Annotated in this window: 13 protein-coding genes; 4 read left to right on the top strand and 9 right to left on the bottom strand. The window is 51.0% G+C overall.

The window, feature by feature from the left end; genetic code table 11:
• Positions 1-138 precede the first annotated feature (138 nt).
• On the bottom strand, positions 139-909 hold the full coding sequence (locus tag ACUN27_RS03445; protein ID WP_315952966.1) for a DeoR/GlpR family DNA-binding transcription regulator: 771 nt from the start codon (positions 907-909) through the stop codon (positions 139-141).
• 274 nt (positions 910-1,183) lie between these two features.
• On the opposite strand from ACUN27_RS03445, the gene ACUN27_RS03440 reads away from it, so the two are divergent.
• The 4 genes from ACUN27_RS03440 to ACUN27_RS03425 all read left to right on the top strand — a co-directional run bounded on the left by ACUN27_RS03440 (position 1,184) and on the right by ACUN27_RS03425 (position 5,198).
• The gene (locus ACUN27_RS03440) at positions 1,184-2,134 is read left to right on the top strand and encodes a metallophosphoesterase family protein (RefSeq protein WP_326059066.1); all 951 of its coding nucleotides are present in this window, start codon (positions 1,184-1,186) and stop codon (positions 2,132-2,134) included.
• Positions 2,135-2,163: 29 nt separating this feature from the next.
• Positions 2,164-3,024: an EamA family transporter gene (locus tag ACUN27_RS03435; protein WP_326059064.1), complete on the top strand. Its 861-nt coding sequence runs from the start codon at positions 2,164-2,166 to the stop codon at positions 3,022-3,024.
• A 68-nt stretch (positions 3,025-3,092) separates the two neighbouring features.
• Positions 3,093-3,686: a TetR/AcrR family transcriptional regulator gene (locus ACUN27_RS03430; RefSeq protein WP_315952963.1), complete on the top strand. Its 594-nt coding sequence runs from the start codon at positions 3,093-3,095 to the stop codon at positions 3,684-3,686.
• 69 nt (positions 3,687-3,755) lie between these two features.
• Positions 3,756-5,198, top strand: a complete 1,443-nt coding sequence (locus ACUN27_RS03425; RefSeq protein ID WP_315952962.1) for an MFS transporter — start codon at positions 3,756-3,758, stop codon at positions 5,196-5,198.
• Between the two features lie 344 nt (positions 5,199-5,542).
• Here the strand turns inward: ACUN27_RS03425 and ACUN27_RS03420 are convergent, their stop codons facing one another.
• The 8 genes from ACUN27_RS03420 to ACUN27_RS03385 form a co-directional block, all read right to left on the bottom strand.
• On the bottom strand, positions 5,543-7,228 hold the full coding sequence (locus ACUN27_RS03420; RefSeq protein ID WP_315952961.1) for a hypothetical protein: 1,686 nt from the start codon (positions 7,226-7,228) through the stop codon (positions 5,543-5,545).
• Positions 7,229-7,265: 37 nt separating this feature from the next.
• Positions 7,266-9,380, bottom strand: coding sequence for a phage tail protein (locus ACUN27_RS03415; protein WP_445558379.1), 2,115 nt, complete (start codon positions 9,378-9,380; stop codon positions 7,266-7,268).
• 390 nt (positions 9,381-9,770) lie between these two features.
• The gene (locus ACUN27_RS03410; protein WP_445558378.1) at positions 9,771-12,026 is read right to left on the bottom strand and encodes a putative baseplate assembly protein; all 2,256 of its coding nucleotides are present in this window, start codon (positions 12,024-12,026) and stop codon (positions 9,771-9,773) included.
• Between the two features lie 27 nt (positions 12,027-12,053).
• Entirely contained in the window at positions 12,054-15,125 is a 3,072-nt protein-coding gene (locus tag ACUN27_RS03405; RefSeq protein WP_445558377.1) for a baseplate J/gp47 family protein, read from the bottom strand.
• A 55-nt stretch (positions 15,126-15,180) separates the two neighbouring features.
• Positions 15,181-15,582, bottom strand: a complete 402-nt coding sequence (locus ACUN27_RS03400) for a GPW/gp25 family protein (protein ID WP_079410475.1) — start codon at positions 15,580-15,582, stop codon at positions 15,181-15,183.
• Between the two features lie 18 nt (positions 15,583-15,600).
• On the bottom strand, positions 15,601-16,326 hold the full coding sequence (locus ACUN27_RS03395; protein WP_127458140.1) for a phage baseplate assembly protein V: 726 nt from the start codon (positions 16,324-16,326) through the stop codon (positions 15,601-15,603).
• A complete protein-coding gene (locus ACUN27_RS03390) occupies positions 16,326-17,444 on the bottom strand; it encodes a phage late control D family protein (RefSeq protein WP_326061649.1) in 1,119 nt (372 codons plus the stop codon). The genes ACUN27_RS03395 and ACUN27_RS03390 overlap by 1 nt, the downstream gene beginning before the upstream one ends.
• On the bottom strand, positions 17,422-18,048 hold the full coding sequence (locus ACUN27_RS03385) for a CIS tube protein (RefSeq protein ID WP_174806852.1): 627 nt from the start codon (positions 18,046-18,048) through the stop codon (positions 17,422-17,424). Before ACUN27_RS03385 ends, ACUN27_RS03390 begins: the two co-directional genes overlap by 23 nt.
• Positions 18,049-18,050 lie beyond the last annotated feature (2 nt).

Genomic DNA, 18,050 nt, shown 5'->3' with positions numbered 1-18,050 from the left:
TATTGTTTTCTTAAGAAAGGTCGTCGCCTCTTTTTGTAGCATCTTCATTTTATGAGAATTCCCTGAAAAACAAAGGAAAAATCGCCACCTCCCCGCTATATGCAAGCGGTTCAGTAGCGATTATGAAATGGCTCGGGGTTATTCGCCAATCAACACTTCAATGCCCAACGCTTCGATGGTGTCGATCCATTCTTTCGGACAGCCTGAGTCCGTGATCAGCATCGAGATTTCATCCAGCTTGGCCACTCGGGCGAAAGTCGACATGCCGAATTTGGAATGGTCTGCCACCAGAATCGCCTCCTCCGCCCGCTGCATCATTTTTCGTGAAATGACCGCTTCGGCCAAATGAAAGTCGGTAATCCCATCGGCAAGTGAAATACCGCCAACCGAGATGAACGCTTTGTTCACCTTAAATTGATCCAACATCTGATCCGTAAGGGAGCCCGTGGCCGCTTTGAGTTCCAGACTGACTTCTCCGCCCAAGAAAATAATTCGGCCGCCAAAAGTCTCCATCGCCAAATTAAGGACAGGGACAGAGTGCGTGATCAAGGTAACATTCGTATGATCCTTCAAGTAAGGCAAAATCTCGAGCGTTGTCGTACTGTTATCGAGCATGATCGTTTCCCCGTCCTGCACGATGGAAGCAGCCGCCTTGCCAATCGCCGCTTTCTCTTTCTTCATCATTTGCGTCCGTCTCAGAAAAGGCGGCTCGACAAGCTCCATGCGCATTTTGACTGCGCCGCCGTACACTTTGCGAAGTTTGCCTTCCTTCTCCAAACGATCCAAGTCCCTCCGGACTGTTTCGGTCGAAACGCTGAGGAGCTCAGACAAATGAAGAACCTGTACTTTTCCTTCCAACTCCAAATGATTCAGGATCTTCATCCTGCGATCCTCGAATGTTAATGACATAAATAACCTCCTGCCTATGACCGATGATAGCAATATCGTGATGTTTCATGTTGTTTTCATCTAGTGTATAAGCCGGAGGTTAGCCTGTCAACGCGATGCCAGAAGACGATTGATCTGAATGGATTCGATTGATGGAATGAAAAGTAAATGATTTGTAAATTTCTCATTGACAGTTCCAGAGCGCCGGTTATACAATTGTCAACAAACAACAACATTTTAATAAAAAACCACACGAAAACAACACTCACATAAAAAAATATGGAGGAATACACTTATGCAGCATCAACTGCTCTTTCGTGAAGATCAGACCTTTACGATTACTCAATTTACAGATTTACATTGGATCGATGGCGGCCCCCTCGATCAGAAGACACGGAAACTGATGGAAGATGTGCTGGATGCAGAGAAGCCTGATCTGGTTGTATTTACAGGCGACGTTATCTACACCGGATACGTGACTCCCGGCGAACCCGGATGCGAACAGCCGCTGGATGCGTTTCGGGAAGCCGTCCACGCCGTAGAAACACGCGGAATCCTTTGGGCGGTTGTATTCGGCAACCACGATACGGAAACGATCATTACGCGTGAAGACCTCATGCAAGCCGTGTTGGAACAATCGCATACCGTGACACAGCGCGGCCCGCGTGATATTCATGGAACCGGCAACTACGCGTTATCCATTCAAGGTGCTGACGGAGAAGATGCTGCTGCACTGTATTTTTTTGACTCGGGCAACCAATCCCCCGTGCCGCATATTCAAGGATACGATTGGATTCGCAGCAGCCAAATCGGTTGGTACGTAGACACTTCGAGAAAGCTGCAAGCAGAAAATGCTGAGCATGCCTTGCCTGCACTGGCTTTCTTCCATATCCCGCTTCCGGAGTATAAGCAAGTCTGGGACACAGAAATCTGTTATGGCAGCAAGCATGAACCTGTGTGCTGCGCACCTGTTAACTCCGGCCTCTTTGCAGCCATGGTGGAAATGGGCGATGTCATCGGCACCTTCTGCGGCCACGACCATGTCAATGATTATCGGGGCAATTTGCATGGCATTGAGCTTTGCTATGGCCGTGCCACCGGGTATAACACGTACGGCAAAGAGGGATTTCCCCGCGGCGCGCGGATGATCCGGCTTCGCCAAGGGGAGCGCAATTTCGAAACCTGGCTGCGACTAGCCGATGGCACGGTTGTGAGCGAGCAAGCTGAGCATACGCCAGGCGAATAATTTTACCGATTTTGTTTGGAGATGATGGCTTGGTTATCGTATCAATCTTACTTGTCATAGCTTCCGGCTTAACCCATGCCATTTGGAGCTTATTCACCAAAAGCAGCAACAATAAAAGTGTCTTCCTCTGGTCAATCATTATGGTGACCACCGTGGTTTTGCTTCCTTTTTTGATCAGAGAATTATGGCTTCATCCTTTATCCTTATCTTCTTACGGGCTTCTGCTCTTGTCAGCAGCTTTTCAGAGCGTTTATGCGCTGCTCTTGGCACGCACCTACAATATGGGTGATTTGTCTCAAATCTACCCGATCATGCGCGGTACCAGCACCTTATTCATCCCTATTGTAGGGGTTTTGTTCCTTAGAGAGTCATTATCCATCTACGGCTGGCTCGGGCTGCTCTTTATGGTTGCTGGCTTCCTTGCACTCAGTGGCATCTTCGTGGGTAAAAGGTCGGGAACTGCATCTTGCAGGAATATTAAGCCTTTCCTAATGGCTCTGTGCGTAGGCTTATGCACGACCTGCTACGTCTTCGTCGATAAGCTAAATTTGCAGCATGTTTCGGCCATTTCCTTGCTCGAAGTGACGAATATCGGATTCGTTGCTGCGCTGACGCCGATCGTCATCGCTTCCAAGCAGCTGCGGCTTGAATGGAAGCTGAACACCCGCATTATTTTGCTTGGAGCCATATTGAATCCGGGGTCCTATTTGTTGTTTTTATTCGCCATGAAATATGCACCCGTTGCCCATATCTCACCGATTCGAGAGATCGGCACGGTTTTCGCCACCATCTTAGGCATTGTCGTCCTCAAAGAAAAACAAGGCAAGAAGCGAATCACCTGCTCCATTCTCATCACACTGGGTATTCTGCTCATTGGATTCTTTGGTTGACTTTCTCATCGACGTCCCTTAAGATAAATGTCAGTGAGTACTGACATTGTTTCGGAAGAGGGATTGCCATGAACAGCACCAGCAGCAAGATTGGCAGCAGTGATCGACTGCTTTTATCCGCGCTCAATTTGATTGCCGAAAAGGGCTATAACGGGGTAACCACGCTCGAGATTGCCACCGCGGCAGGCCTCAGCGAGAAGACGTTATTCCGCCATTTCGGCAGTAAGCAGAAGCTGCTTGAAGCGGCTTATGACCGCTATCATTATGCGGAGGAAATGAAGAAGTTGTTCGCCGAAAAGCTGGTATGGGAGCTTGAGACCGACCTGCTGCTCATTACAAAGACCTATCACGAGATTATGAACCGCAATCGGAAAATGATTCAGATCTCGCTCAAAGAAGACGGACAACTGCCGGGATTCCGTGAGCGCACCCAAAAACATCCACAGCAACTACTGGAATTCCTAACTGATTATTTCACCACGATGGCGGAACAAGGCAAAATAATCCCCGATAACCCGGAGCTTCACGCCTTCTCCTTCATGATGATGCAGTTCGGCGCGTTCATGAATGATCTTGACAGCCAGACGAATTACTCCAGTATCAGGTTAGAACCATTCGTACTTGAGAGTGTAAGAGTGTTTACTAGGGCATTGCAGCCCTAGTTTTTTTACCCCCTATATGTCAGTCAGTACTGACAGTCATTTTAAACGGAAAAGGACGTGGTCTTCCCTATGATTAGCGCAGCTCCAGCAACAACATCTGTTCTTGCAGCCGGAACACAGCCAAACAGCAACAAATTAATGCGTGTTCTCATGTTCACTTTAACGATTTCCATGATGACCGGCATCATGTTCAATATCGCCCTACCGAAAATCAGCGAGCAATTCTCGCTCAGCCTCTCCCAAGTAAGCTGGCTGTCCTCCGCTTATATACTCATCTACGCGATCGGCGCTGTCACTTACGGCAAGCTGGCCGACCGCTACACGCTGAAGAGCATCGTCACCTTCGGGCTCCTCCTGTTTGCTGCCGGCTCATTGATCGGGCTCGCGTCGCAAACCTTCGCGATGGCACTCATCGGCCGCTGCCTGCAGGCTGCAGGAGCCGCCGTCATTCCCGCCATTGCGATGATCATCCCGCTGCGGTATTTCGCTCCCGAGCGCCGGGGCGCCGCGCTTGGCATGACAGCCGTTGGACTCGCCTTCGGCAACGCGCTGGGCCCTGTGGTAGCGGCTTTGATCATCAGCACCGTCCATTGGCGGTGGCTGTTCGCGGTGCCGCTGCTGGTTCTGGCGGTACTCCCTTTGTACCGCCGCTATTTGCGCGAGGAGCTGCCTGGGAGCGGCGGCTCTTTTGATTGGCTTGGCGGGATCATCCTCGCCGCTGCCATTGCTTTGCTTTTGATGAGCGTATCCAAAGGATTATGGCTTGCTCTCGGCGCGTTGCTCGCTTTGGCCTTATTCCTTGTTCGGATCAACAAGGCGGCTGAGCCTTTTATTGCTCCGAAGCTATTTAGGAATGCCAAGTACACACTCGGGCTTACAATTTCCTTCCTTGTGAACGGCACCTGCTGCTCCCTTTACGTGCTTAGCCCACTGCTGTTCGCCAACGTTCACAAGCTGCCTTCCATTTGGATCGGCTGCATGATGATCCCGGCCGCCGCTGCAGCGGCTATATTCGGGCGCAAAGGCGGGAAACTTGCGGATGCCAGAGGCAACTCCTTTGTCGCTTATTTGGCCGCTATTTTATTAGTGGGCTGCTTCCTGCTGCTCTCCACTTTCACCGGCGGCTCTCCGCTGCTTATTGCCGGTTTCCTGATTCTCGGCAACGTGGGGCAATCCTTCCTGGTCATCGCCGTTTCCAACTCCGTGTCCAGAACGTTGCAGGCGGAGCAGGTTGGCGTCGGCATGGGCATGCTCGCCATGATCAACTTCATTGCGCAAGGCATCGCAATTGGCGTCTACAGCAAAGCCGTTGATCTTGGCAGTTTTGCGAGCTGGAATCCGCTGTACCGTTATTCCTCCGGCTTTATTTTTAGCAATATTAGTCTAGTGCTTGCCGGCTTGTCGTTTGTGATTTGGGCTGTGTTTTACTTTGTGTTTGGTAGGGTGCGTGAAGGGGATAAAGCCAATCATGCGGCTGGTGCTCAGGGTACTGCGAGGTCTGTTTCTGCTTAGATCGATCAAGGTTATCAATTACGGCTGAGGTGCCATAGACGAGCGCTGCTCGGGCATAGGAGTAGATGAATTACTTGCGCTTAACGCCGATTACTCCTGTTAATTTCTGCAAATCATCCACTTTTACCCAATTAACTGGAAATTCTACCGCTGATATCGCCAAATCTAGCAAGTTTCACGTAGCAATTGGCGATTAAGATGGAGATTCTGCAGTTATTTTGCTCACAGCCACTTTGCAGCACGGATTAGCGGTAGGCTTTCCATCTATTTCCACTGAGGCGCCATAGTTGCAGTTACTCCTAAAAAAAACAAGGACCCCAAGAGGTCCTTGTCTCATTATTCCATTACTCCGTACCGCTACCCGCCGAAGCCGCTTCCCGCATCGCGGACAGTGCCTGGTCCAGCGAGTCACTCCCCGCTGAAGCGGATACCGCACCCGCCATCTCAGCGCTGTACGCCCACCAGCGCACGCGCACATTTGACGGCTCGGACGTTTGCTGCACCTTCACACCGATCCGGAAGGTGCCCTTCTGCGGATAGGCGATCGTGCCGATCTTCACTTCCGGCGTGTCCGGCTCAAACTCCGTGCCTTTGAACACATCGGATGCTCCACCATACACGCGCTCCCCGCTGGACAGGATGTCGGAGAAGGCATCCGCACTGCTCTCTTCCAAGCTCGTGATGATCAAAACGTTGCCCTCACCAAGTCCGTGCACGATCTCGCCGGAGAAAAAGCTTTTCGTCGCTTTCCCGAACGGCGACACCGCAATCTTCGTGAACGGCTCCACCGGAATGTCCACGACACCGCTCACGATGCCGGCAATACCGCTTCCGCCACCAGCCGGAATCCCCAAATCAAACGAAAGCTCACTAATCGCTTTATTGAAATTAACTTTAAATTCCGGCGGCTGCCCCGGTGCCAATGTTTTCACTTTGGACTTCGTTACAAACTGGCCTGTCGTTTCATCGCGGTATTCGCTTGTTCTGGCAAGTCGGTACATGACCGATGAATTGTACACATACTCGCCAAACGGTACTTGCTCCACACTCTCAATGACATAAGTCGGTCCCACTTGAATGAGGCAGATTTTGGCCAAATAAATACAAGGCTCCGATGGAGCTTCCAAGGAGGCTTCCAACGATTGTTTCACAAAATCCGTCATCAAGCGTTCACGAACGGCATCACCGATAATTTGAATTTCGCCGACGGATTGCGCCTGCAGTTCAAGCTGCTTATCGTCCAGCTTCAAGGCAGCCGTGCTCGCCTGCACACCGACCGTCGCCTTCACACCTACGCTGCTATCCGCCCGCAGAAGCACGGTCATTTCGTACTCACTCTCTTGCACATCCTGCGGCTCTTCAAACAAGATCGAATTGCCGTCAATCGCTTCAACACGATCAGCTGCCAGCTCATATTGGAAAGAAATCCGCCCTACGCGCAACGTCTTCTCAAAACGCAGCTTCATCTCAAACAACTGACCCGGATTCACGTAGCGAGGTGTCGTTTGAAGTACACGCACATGCGCGTCCTGGTAGAGCACAATCGTTTGGTCCGTCAAATTCGCCAAAGGCAGCTTCGAAGGTTCCGGCGCATCCTCACGAATAAATAGCCGGTAGCTCTCAAGCACGCGGTTATAATCATTAATTTCATCCGAACGAACGGAGGAATTGGCTACGGCGTGAACGGGCTCTTTTTCCTTTTCATCATAAGCTATGCAGAGGTATACGTTCTTCGCGTATTCGTTGTTGCTGAACCCATCCATCATCGAAAGCTTCAATGTCATGGGGGAAGGGACGACAATTTCCCGGCCTAGCGCATCAATAGCGGCTCCCATTTCAACCGAAACCGACTTCTCATCCACAGCGACGACTTGCAGGCCCGTTAGCACACCAGACCCATGAAGGAGACGATTCATCATTCTTCGCTTGTCATTGAAATACTTTTGCTCGGACTCAAAATCCCTGACCGTCAGCAGCTTTCCATAGAAATACCGATTGCGCTCAAACGGGTAATAGCGTGTTTTTTTCATAAGTATCCCCTCACCTTCCAAGGCTCATTTCGTTCGTTTATTCGATTTCGGAATCCAGTTCCAACCTGGTATGTATATCCATGCGTTTATCGCGATCCACATCGATCAGCACCGTGTTGTAAGGCATCGAGGAACGCTGGTCGAGCGTTAATAACGTAGGCTCAGATAAGTAAGTGTTAATTCCCAGATACGTATGCATATCCGCGTACATCCACGGTTGCAGCACGATCAGTTTGCCTTCGGTATAGGCAGGCTTTTGATCTTCAATGATTTGCTCGATCGTGAGCCGCTGTGCGTCGGTGCGCACCACTTCAGGCTTCAGCATAATGCAGAAGCAGTAAGGATTATCCCCGTATAATTGGGCAAAAAGCTGCCGCAGTTCCGAGGTCTCCTGCATCTGCTTGAATTGAAAATATTCCAGCAAAAAGGGTTCCGTGCCCGTATAAATCTTCAGCATGTTAATCAAACCCTCGCGAGTGCCGCGTAATTTATACAATTCTGGCGCCTGCTTCATCAATTCCCTCAGCTTCTTCTCGCCCCATGCTTCATGATCGGTGATCGCCAGCCATCGGCCCAGCCATTCGAGATAAGTGCCCGTTACCGCATCCGGGTCAAAATGAGCGGAAATATGGTCGATTTTATCCTCCATATCATCAAAAAACGTGCTGAACATCGCCAGAAAACGTTCCAGAAACGGGCTATGCTCCTCATCCTGCTGATAGATCGGCGGCAGATAGTCAATCAACGACGTTCTTGGGTAGTAAACGCGCAGCTTGCGAATGTACGGCGACTTTTGCTCGCTGCCGATCAATTCCATTTTGAACCAGAGATAACGGCCCCTCGCATTCAGCAGCGCATCTTTCGGATTGAGAATCGGCTCTGACCACAAATCGCGGGTAGCTGCGAGCTTTTCGCGCACCCCAATCCCCGGATCCGTCAAGTAGCTTGTATAATTTACGTAGTCGCCATCTACCAACCCTTCACTTTCATCTGAGGCAAAATAGGAAAAGCGAACCTGCGTCTCCTCCGGAATATCGGCTTCCAGTCGTATTTTGTGCCACTGCGTTTCGGTTTCTGTCGTGTCCAGGTCTCCCGAGAAATAAACCGCCTCCGGCAGTTGAGTCCCCTCAAGCAGCATCGTCCGGGCCCGAAGATCAAGCAAGCTAATCTGACCGCTAATTCGGTCAAACACATACAGCCGATTCCGGCTGTCGTGCACTAACGTATCAACTCGGCCACGGAAGTTCGTAACTTTATCGAAAAACTCGCCGTTTCCGAGATATTTGAGAATAAACCGCTCGGTAACTCCCTCTAGTTGTGCGTATCCGCTGTCCCCTATATAGAGATTATGATTCGTATCAATGGAAATGCCAGCAAAGCGCCCTTCCTGCTCCAGTTTAAAATGCAGCGGCTCCCGGCCATCTTCATGGAATACCGTAACGGTTCTGAGGTGCGCATCCAATAAAGCCAAAGTGCCGTCTGCCGCAGCAGTGAAATAGCGCCCCTTCAGTGCAGTAAGTTCAACCGCCTCTTCCATGCGGTGCATGTCATGCTCATATACGCGCACAACCTCGCCGGCCGAGCTCCACTGAAGGATGCCAATCCTACCGCCCTTAGGAACTTCCGGACTTCCATTCATACCAACCGCAATATCCAAAGGAACTGTCGTATAAAACGTATGTTTCGTCGCTAATTTGGAATTGACTGAGAGCGGATAAAGCTCTAGCCCCTGCCACGCATCAACCGCCCACATGGTCTGACCATTGGAGAGGGAATATACAGCAATCCTTCTTTCCGTTGCTTGCTCACTGTCTGCAATGACCAGAAGGTCCGCCATGGAAGCCAGCTTCGCCTGATGGCTGAACAGCCCATGCCCGTGCCGAAATAATGACTCGAGATGGCGGCTTTGATCATCGTAGATCCACACATTCGAGGCCTCGTCCAGCAGAATTAGCTTCCTTCCAGCGCCAACCGTCATTTCATGAATCGGGTGTATGCCTTCCAACTCGTCTGTGCGAACGATGCGATGAATGCTGTACTTCTCTGTTTGCCGAATCGAAAAGCCTTTCTCCTGCATGTCGATGTTGGCTTCATAGCCCTGCTCCCAATCGAGCGGTTTGTTCAATGAAAAAAACGTTTGACCATCCTGCATCGTCCGTCACCTCTTTTCTGTCGTATCCCTGAACCCCGTTACCATGTACACTGTGTTACCTCAACCATGCACTACCTTAAGCCTCCGTACACGGTGTGAAAGGGAACTAGGGTACGCTATTCCACTCATTCAGGACCCGTTCCGCCAACAAAGGGAACTACAGGCCGCTATTTGTACGCTGCTGCTGTATTTAACCCACCTTGGGTGCAAATAAGACCCCGTAGTTCCGCTAACCAGCACATTTCGCAGTAAATCGCAAAAATAAGGGATCATAGTTCCCTCTCAGCGTCCGCCCGTACTGCTCATACACATACACATGCACATACATATGCACGTATACGTGCTCATCTCATGTAACATGCGTTACCAACAAAGCGCTCCTTGCAGCAGCTATAGATCCGTCTGGCTAATCGTCTCCACCTCGTGATTACCGGAGTAGACCAACGCATAAGGAGGGATGTGAATATCGCCGGCGCCATCCTTTTGAAAACCGGTGCCTTCAGCATCCAGCCAAAGATCCTGCACATACACGACACCTTTGATCCGGGAAATAACGCCGTATATATCGCCTTTGTACACCGTCCGGCCGAAACGCCAGCCCTCCGATCCCTGACCGTGATCCATCGGCTGAAGCAGTTGTCTCAGCTCTTGGGTAATGCGGCGCTGCTCGTTTTTGTACTTCGGCTCCATCACAACCACGGCGTGAACCGTGATTTTGATATATTCCGCCGGAATCACGTGAAGCTCCGTCGTCAGAAGCCGGTGTCGATCCAGATGCCCTTTGATCGTTTGCAGAAAGCCCTTGCCTGCTTTCGGCTTATCGCTCTCGCTATAAGGCACGACCGCGACGGTCATCTGCGCCGGCGCTTTGACCTTGGGATAATCCCGCATGCCCGGCTTGTACAGCGGGATCGCCTTCACCCGCGCGACGCGCAGACCCGGCGTCGCTTTGGCGATGCGCTCGTAGTCCTCGCCGGTCACCGCTCTTGTCGGCGTGTCCAGCTCGCGCCGGACGCGCAGCTTGGCCTGCGTGAGCGTCTCCGCTTCCAGGCCGCCCCGCGCCGGGAACGGATTCGTCACGCTCACGCCGTGCTCTTCCGTGAAGCCGGTCACGAGGCCGTCCTTCACGTTGCCCCTCTCACCCCCGCCCGCTTGCAGCGCCAGGAACCGAATATTCGGTTCCGCCGACTTGGGCGGGACAAGCCCCGCTTCGTTATTGCCGAAGCGGATCGTTCCGGCTTCAGCGTCGTAGACGTAATGGCGGTCCGTGGACTTCGAATTATCGAAGTCATCCACGGACTGCCAGTCGTCCCACACGACGCTGCCTCCCCCACGCGGCCAATACCCTACCTGCAGCAGCATGCTGCTGGGCTTGAACGTGCGGCCGCGAGCGACCTCAAAGGTCTGCCCCGGCAGACCTTTGCTGCCTCCAATATAACGGCCGTAGTCGAACTCGGCCGTGTAGGCAATAAGCCGCACCCGCTGCGCACCTTGCGGCGGGATGCTGCCGTTCACCCCGTCGCCGAAGCGCAGACGGGTTGTACGGCGGGCCGAATCCTGCAGCAGCTGACAGACGAGATCCTCCGGTCCGTAGTCCGCAAGCTCAGCGACGATATGCCAGTCGCGCCAACGGCCCTGCTCATTCTGTACTTGCACCGTGTGCAGCCCGCCAAAGGCGAGGTAAGAACTGACCTCGAACAATTGATCAGGTTCTCCCGTACTGCTAAATGCCGTCACTTCACTGAAAGTTTCCTGCTCTGCCGCCTGCACGCTGTTCAGGCTTACCTTCTCAATTTTGGGCGGAAGCTCATAACCGTCCTCCTCCAGTGTACAGCAGATCCAGTAGCGGCTGCGGTCGTCAGCTGGATAAAGCGCCATGGGCGTCATCTCGGAAGTGATGCGGAAACGCACTTCACCGCTCTGTGACAGGTGAACCGTCGTATCGCTTACCGCTTCCACCGGCAGCCAGCTCTCGCTTTGTCCACGCTGACCCTGTCCCGCAATTTGTCCTGCTCCAGCGAACGTCCATCCGACCTTTGCGGATGATATGATGGGTGCTGCCGCCTCATCTTCCCGATGACTCACACGGACCGGATAGCGGTCGTATAGCTGAAAAGCCAAGGAAACCTCTGTTTCCACCGGCAGCGCCCGATCGAACCCAAGATACAGATGTGCTCCTTTGATCGCATCTGATCCAAAGGCATAATAAGCAATCTTCGCCTGATTATTGGATGTAAAATCGCCAGCCGCCGTCTCTGTGCGCACCAGCACCTTCTCCAGCGTCGAAGGCACAAGCTGTACCGTGCGAGCCGTCTCGAAGCGCTGATCCATCGCTTTCAGCGGCGTTCCCTTCGGAAGCACAAGCGGCTGATCCACGTTGGAAAATGCCACATGACAAACAGCCGACACCGCTTCGCGCGGACGAATGCCGAGCAGCTTCAGAAACTTCCGCTCATTCTTCTCCGTAATGCGGTTTAAGTAATACTGCTGCATCTCGGTCATCCATGACATCAACTCCAGCAGCGTAATCCCAGGGTCATGTTCATTCTCATCCGTCCACTCGGGAAACAGCTTGGGAATCGACTTCCGCGCTTCCATCACCATCTGTTCAAACATTCGGTCATCCAAATTAGGGATTGGCAGCACTTGTGCTCACCTCCTTTAATCATCCTATTACAAAGCGTTCACGACCACCTTATGCTTGCCGCTCACAATAATGCCGTGCGGGAGAGCCGGGAGTCGGTTCACATCCAGCTCGACGCGCTCGCCGTCCTCCAGCTTATAAACCGTCATGTAGAGCTTCTCTACATGGCTGATCGTTCGAATCGTCTTCAGCAGCGCATAAAATACAGATGGATGAATTTGCTGACCGATGGCCCAACCTTTGCCGTCGAAGTTCCCCGTCAATGGGTCCAAGAAGTGATTCAGCTTATCCATTGCCTGTATTTCCGTCGTAACGACGGCATCCATGCCTTCAACAGCCACGATGGCCGAAACGGAAATTTCCATATACACCGGCTCAATCACTTGGAGTCGCTCCGGGAAAGCAACGAGACTCGATGCGCGCTCGATAATGTAACGCTCAACTTGTTTCTTAAGCACAGGAAACGCAAGGCTTCCCTGTTGGCCTTCTTTTGGCAAGATGACAAGTGTCATCGCGCCGATCTCTTTTTGCATATAAGCATTTCGATTGGCGATACAGCTCACTTTGGCAATGTTCGGATACGCTTCGCGCGCAAGCCACTCGTAATCTTTGGCTGAGACCGCACGGTTTCTATGCTTCAGCATCTCAGGACCGCGCTGCAGGGCCGACTCCAGCTTCTCGGCTTGGCAGCCGCCAGAGGCCGGCTCCGGATTATACACTTCGCCGACAAATGCGATTGAATCCTGCATCTGATTAATTTCACGTGCTCCTACGTTGCCTATTTGCCCCGAAGTCACTTGATACGTCACTTTGAGCTGCGCCAATCCGCCTTTTGGCGGGTGCATGCCATGAACACCGTCGCCGACACGAATCCGGCCAAACGTACGATCGATCATGTAGTGGCGATCCTTATTTCCTGAATCGGCCATTTGACTTACGGCCACCCAGCGAACCCACAACTGCAGCAAATTGCCCTCCGAATCTCGGCTAATTTCCATCTGTGGCAAGCCAGCTCTTTCGTACTCAGCAATCTCTTCTTCCATTACAAATTCCGTCTCATCGACCCAGACTTCTTCCGAAACGATGCCGGTACGGCTCAGCTGGTATTCCAATTCTTCCAACCCTTTGGCTTCAGGAACTTCTCCGATAATCGTCTCCTGTTGGAGCACCTGAACGGTGTTCATGTAGAGTCCATGTAGCGTTGGAATCTGTATCCGTCCTGTTAGATCATCGTATTTATCGTCTCGATTCACGGCACGAATCCAGAATCCCTCTCGGCCGAACAAAGATTCACCAGCAAAATCAGATGGACCTACGAACTGCACCGTACCACTCTGCGTCAAACCGTTCGTATCGTCGATCACCTTTAGTGTGACCCACTCTGAAGCGTGTCCGGGCATTAAGCCAGCACGCAAATATTCCCACTCTAACAATGGCAAATCCTGCTCAGCAAACCGCTGCTGTTTCACCGAAACATACAGCGAAATCGGCCCTTTGACAGGCGGCGAATCAAAACATAGATGCAGAGCCGGATGGCTGCCCTCTAGCGGCTGAAATGGCTCAAAGCCCCCTTCGAGCTGCTTGCTGTGCCGCGTTCGATCTTCAAATACCGTATTATTCAGCGCCAAACAACGCTCAGCAGGATAAAGACGATCCTCGTATTCATAGGTCATAGAGACCTCATCGATCCACGGGGATAAGTAAAGCGCCTGCGCCACGTACGCATTTTCGATATGTAAAATCCTTGCTCTAATCCAATGGTTCTCGTTGCCGTTCACATAAGTAGCTTCTAGGTCAAGCGGACAGCGGAAGCGAATGTCTTTACGCACTTTCTGCTCCTTCGGGTAATAAAACAGCTTCTCCGCTTCTTTTCCCACCTCAAGACGCACCCAAGTGGTACCATTCCAATACTCCCAAGCGACCTGCAGCACCGTAATATGGACGACAGGCGGCTTATCGAATTTGGACTTTTTCATTACCAATTTCCAATCGATATTTTCCGTCGGCTCCGCTCCAAATCGGTTCTCAATGGCTTGCAGTCCAAAGCTCAGCTTTATATCGCCGTCTTTTTTCGTGAACACTTCCTGGCTGCCGATGTAAAAACTGCCATACAACGCAAACTGATCACCAAATGGATAGAAACCGCTCGGATCCGCAGCAATATCATTGTAAAACATGAGATCTGGCTGAATGCCGCCTTGTTCAAGCGAATCGACATAATCGGTTTTGAACGAAATATGGTCCATGGACAGTTGGCTGTCCGCCAATGTTTTCCCGCCAGGCAGAAGAGGCTTCAACCGACATTGAATCCATCGGCCTTCTCTTCCGTTTACTTCCTTCAGGCCAAGTTCTCCCTCGTGCGCTTTCGAAAGGATGACCCGATTGCCTTTGGCTTTTACTTGGTCAAAAGGCATCCATCCATCCGCTGTGGCATACAACCACTCGGTGAATTGTGGGTCAGCCAGTTGGCTGGCTAACGCCAGCTCTTCGAACCGCCGTTTGGAGTTGCGGAATTCAATTTCAATCTCCGCCGTGCTGGACAAGGTGAAGAGAGCGTTATGCTCCAAAAAGATGGCATGCTCCTGCAAGTTGTCGCCCTGCAGCCGGAAAAGCTTTGTCGGGGCTGCCAAACCTTGCCGGGAGGCGGTCAAAAATTCCTCCGCTATGCGAATAATCTTATCCTGTTTACGGCTTGTCACGTAAGCATCCGTCAGCAGGGCAGGCGTCAACAGTGTGCTGCGGGCGGTTTCATACAAAATATTACTGCCTTCTACTGAAGCAGCAACCTGCGTTCCGGCCGATATAAACACAGACTCTTTCGTTCCCTCGTTGAGCGCAAAAGTTAAATAACTGCTGGCTGGTCTTGCCGGAAGCAGTGTGACATCGAACATGTTGAGGAACGCAATGAGGTTTTTCGTAGGCACCCGGTTCAAACGTTTGATGTTGTCTTGAAACATGTCCGCGAACATAAGGAATAACGCTGAACCCGGGTCCGGGTTCTCAGGCGTAAAGCGCCATTCCGGCGTGTAATAAGGCGCCATTTCCTTCATCTGCGCTATGAGATCCGGTATATCTCTAGGGTCAATTTTGGGAGGTTGCATCGCTCAGCTCCACCTCCTCTCTTGCACGTATGATCATCGTTTCCGCTGCCTCTTTCTATTTCGAACCTTCGTATAAGTAAAAAGGATACACTTGGTTAAACAAGTTATTCGTCGTACGCACCAGATACGAGATGCGAATCATGACTTTACCCGGATCATCCGCTTCCGGCACAGCCTTCACATCCACCTCATGGACCCTCGGCTCCCAATTGCGAATCGCCTCCTGGATATTGCTTTCCAGCAGATGCAGGGAGGTATCGTCCGTTAAGCCAAAAATAAACTCCTGCACGCCGCAGCCAAAGCTCGGACGCATCACCCGTTCTCCCTGGGTGGTGCCCAAAATAACGCGGATCGCTTCAGCAATGTCTTCCTCATATTCGGACATCCGAATTCGCCCTGTCGCAGGGTCGACTTGAATCGGGAATTTCCAGCCTCGCCCCAAAAATGCTTCCGACATCCGTCCACGCTCCTTGGTTTAGTTGATTTTGACCATACTGCCTTTGATATTAATAATGCCGTCTGACTTCAAATCCAGTGTAGCCCCTGCTTTAAGAGCCATCGTTGCGGAGGCTTCTATGTTAATTTGCGTTGATTTAATTTTGATTTCTTTTGAGCTTTCAATGGCTACATCGCCTTTGGCGTTAAGGGTAATTTTGGACGTTTGGCTGACAACCGAAATCTCATTAGCCGATCCGCCTTTGATCAAAATCTTATTATTCCCGCTCTGATCGGCAATTGAAATGCTATCGTCCTTATCCTTCAACTCAATGATTTGGCCTTTTTTGGTCTTGATCGTGATGCTCTCGTCACCGCTTTTATCATTGAAAGATAGTTCATGGCCTGAACGCGATTTGATCATCCGCAGATCGTTCTTCTCCGCCGGCGCCGGCGGTTTGTTCTTCGGATTCCACAACATGCCGATCACGAAAGGCTGACGCAGCTCCCCGAGATGGAAAGCGACTAACACTTCGTCATTCACTTCCGGGATAAAAAGACTGCCCATCTCCTTGCCGCCCATCATCGTGGCAATGCGAACCCAATCCGTTTCGGTTTCCGTTTCTTGCAGGGGCAGCTTCAGCTTCACCCGCCCAAGCTTATCGGGATCGTTATTGTTGGTCACAACCGCGACCATCACACCGCCGATTTTCTGGGAGGCGAAGTTGGCAACACCGCCTAGGGTGATATCGGGAAGTTTAAACATTAGACTGCATTCCCTCCTATCTGAAAGCGCGTCGTATAACCGTCATCATTAATCAGGTGCGTAGCGCCGGTCACGTAATAGGGCTGATCAAACTTTTTGCCTACACCGCCAAGCTTGATATACCGTCCTGCCCTAATTTCCGGGATGCCGATACATTCTCCTGAACCACTGATCAGCTTCATCGCTCGTCTGTTCAACAAGGCACTGGCATACGTTTTGGCCTCCTCCACAGAGGTAACATTCGTATAAACATGCTCGACGAAATCCCCTTTGGCTGCGAGTATATCTTTGCCAGTCTTGGAATTACTGCCAAGCTTCGCAATGGTGGCCGACTCTCCTTCGATCACTTTCAGTTCTTTGTTATCCCATGCCCGTACTTTCACGCTGGTGATCTGCTCGGCAAGATTCATGTCGATGGTTAAGTTGTTCAACGTTTTGCCCATTTCCAGCGTCATTACAGGCGACATCTCGGTTAACGGCTTGCGGAAATACAAGTTCTTTCCTACAACGAAGAAATCATAGTTGACCAAATTAGCTAAATTTTGAATAAAATGAAAGTCATTGATCTGGCTTTGCGCAATCACCGGATATTCCGTCGTCGTTGCATCAACATGAACTTTGGCACCATAGGTCTTGGCGATTTCCTCTACAATATCGCTATATTTCTTTTTGTTCCACGAGCGGGACTTCGTCCCCTTCATCATCAAATACGAGAAATCCATCCCTCGTACAATGAGACCGGGTGAGCCGTCCTCTGGGAAATCAACAACGACGGATGTGATAAATCCAGTAAAAACCGGTGTGAATTTATCCACATAACCAAGACTGATATCGATGGCTTTCCCTAATGTAAAATCCGATAGCCACTGAAAATCATTATTCGTCACATCATAAGCGTTCGTAATTCGGAATGAAAAAGAATCCGCCGTTCCATCAATCGAAGTTTCCACGCGTATCGTGGATATGGCTACATTATCAGAAAGTTTCGCCCCATCAACTGTAATTAAATAAGCTGGCGCGAAAAACTCTTTGTACTTCTTAGCTAAATCATCGTAGGTGAATGTACTGGATTCCAAGCTTAGAGTCGCCATCGGATCAGTCCAATCTTGGGACTGCAATACGTCGTCCCGTTACAACTTTTAGCGGATTATCGATCTGATTGGCTTTGGCAATTTCCCGCCATAAGCTGGGATCTTCATATTCGTGGGCGGCAATCATCCATAGCTGCTCCCCTTGCTTCAACATCTTCTGTTTCGTTCGGTCCGCCGAGTGGCGGGGAATGGTCTGCAGCTGCTCTTTCTTCGTGTGCCAAGAACGAAAGGTAACCTTCAGTTTGGCACGAACCGGCACTCCCGTATCGAGGAACATGGTGAATTGTTGATTCACCTTTTCGACAACGCCTTTGAAGTCCAGAGACCCCCAGACAAACCGGCAAATCGGAGGCGCATGCAGTTCCTTCTCTACATCTAACAGACCGGATATTTTCTTCGTATATTCACGGACGTCGGTCCCTTTTTCGTAGGTGTCAAAATAAAAATCCATGGAGAGCGTGGTCGTCCCACCGCTTACGAATTGGCCGATAGGCATGGACAGACCCGGCACCGTATTCCAAGAATAGCTGTTGCTCGTATCAAGTGTATACTCACCCGGATTAAACAAAACTTGCACATTCTCTTTGCTGTTTCCCTTGTCTACGATAATCATTGCTTTCTTGAGTGCCACAG

The organism is Paenibacillus sp. WC2504, assembly GCF_052682475.1.
This window is presented reverse-complemented; position numbering and strand designations above follow the sequence as displayed.

Bases quoted from the DNA above. Each gene is read 5' to 3' on its own strand.
- ACUN27_RS03445 (WP_315952966.1), bottom strand. From the start codon at position 909: ATGTCATTAACATTCGAGGATCGCAGGATGAAGATCCTGAATCATTTG.
- ACUN27_RS03440 (WP_326059066.1), top strand. From the start codon at position 1,184: ATGCAGCATCAACTGCTCTTTCGTGAAGATCAGACCTTTACGATTACT.
- ACUN27_RS03430 (WP_315952963.1), top strand. From the start codon at position 3,093: ATGAACAGCACCAGCAGCAAGATTGGCAGCAGTGATCGACTGCTTTTA.
- ACUN27_RS03425 (WP_315952962.1), top strand. From the start codon at position 3,756: ATGATTAGCGCAGCTCCAGCAACAACATCTGTTCTTGCAGCCGGAACA.
- ACUN27_RS03420 (WP_315952961.1), bottom strand. From the start codon at position 7,228: ATGAAAAAAACACGCTATTACCCGTTTGAGCGCAATCGGTATTTCTAT.
- ACUN27_RS03415 (WP_445558379.1), bottom strand. From the start codon at position 9,380: ATGCAGGATGGTCAAACGTTTTTTTCATTGAACAAACCGCTCGATTGG.
- ACUN27_RS03405 (WP_445558377.1), bottom strand. From the start codon at position 15,125: ATGCAACCTCCCAAAATTGACCCTAGAGATATACCGGATCTCATAGCG.
- ACUN27_RS03400 (WP_079410475.1), bottom strand. From the start codon at position 15,582: ATGTCGGAAGCATTTTTGGGGCGAGGCTGGAAATTCCCGATTCAAGTC.
- ACUN27_RS03395 (WP_127458140.1), bottom strand. From the start codon at position 16,326: ATGTTTAAACTTCCCGATATCACCCTAGGCGGTGTTGCCAACTTCGCC.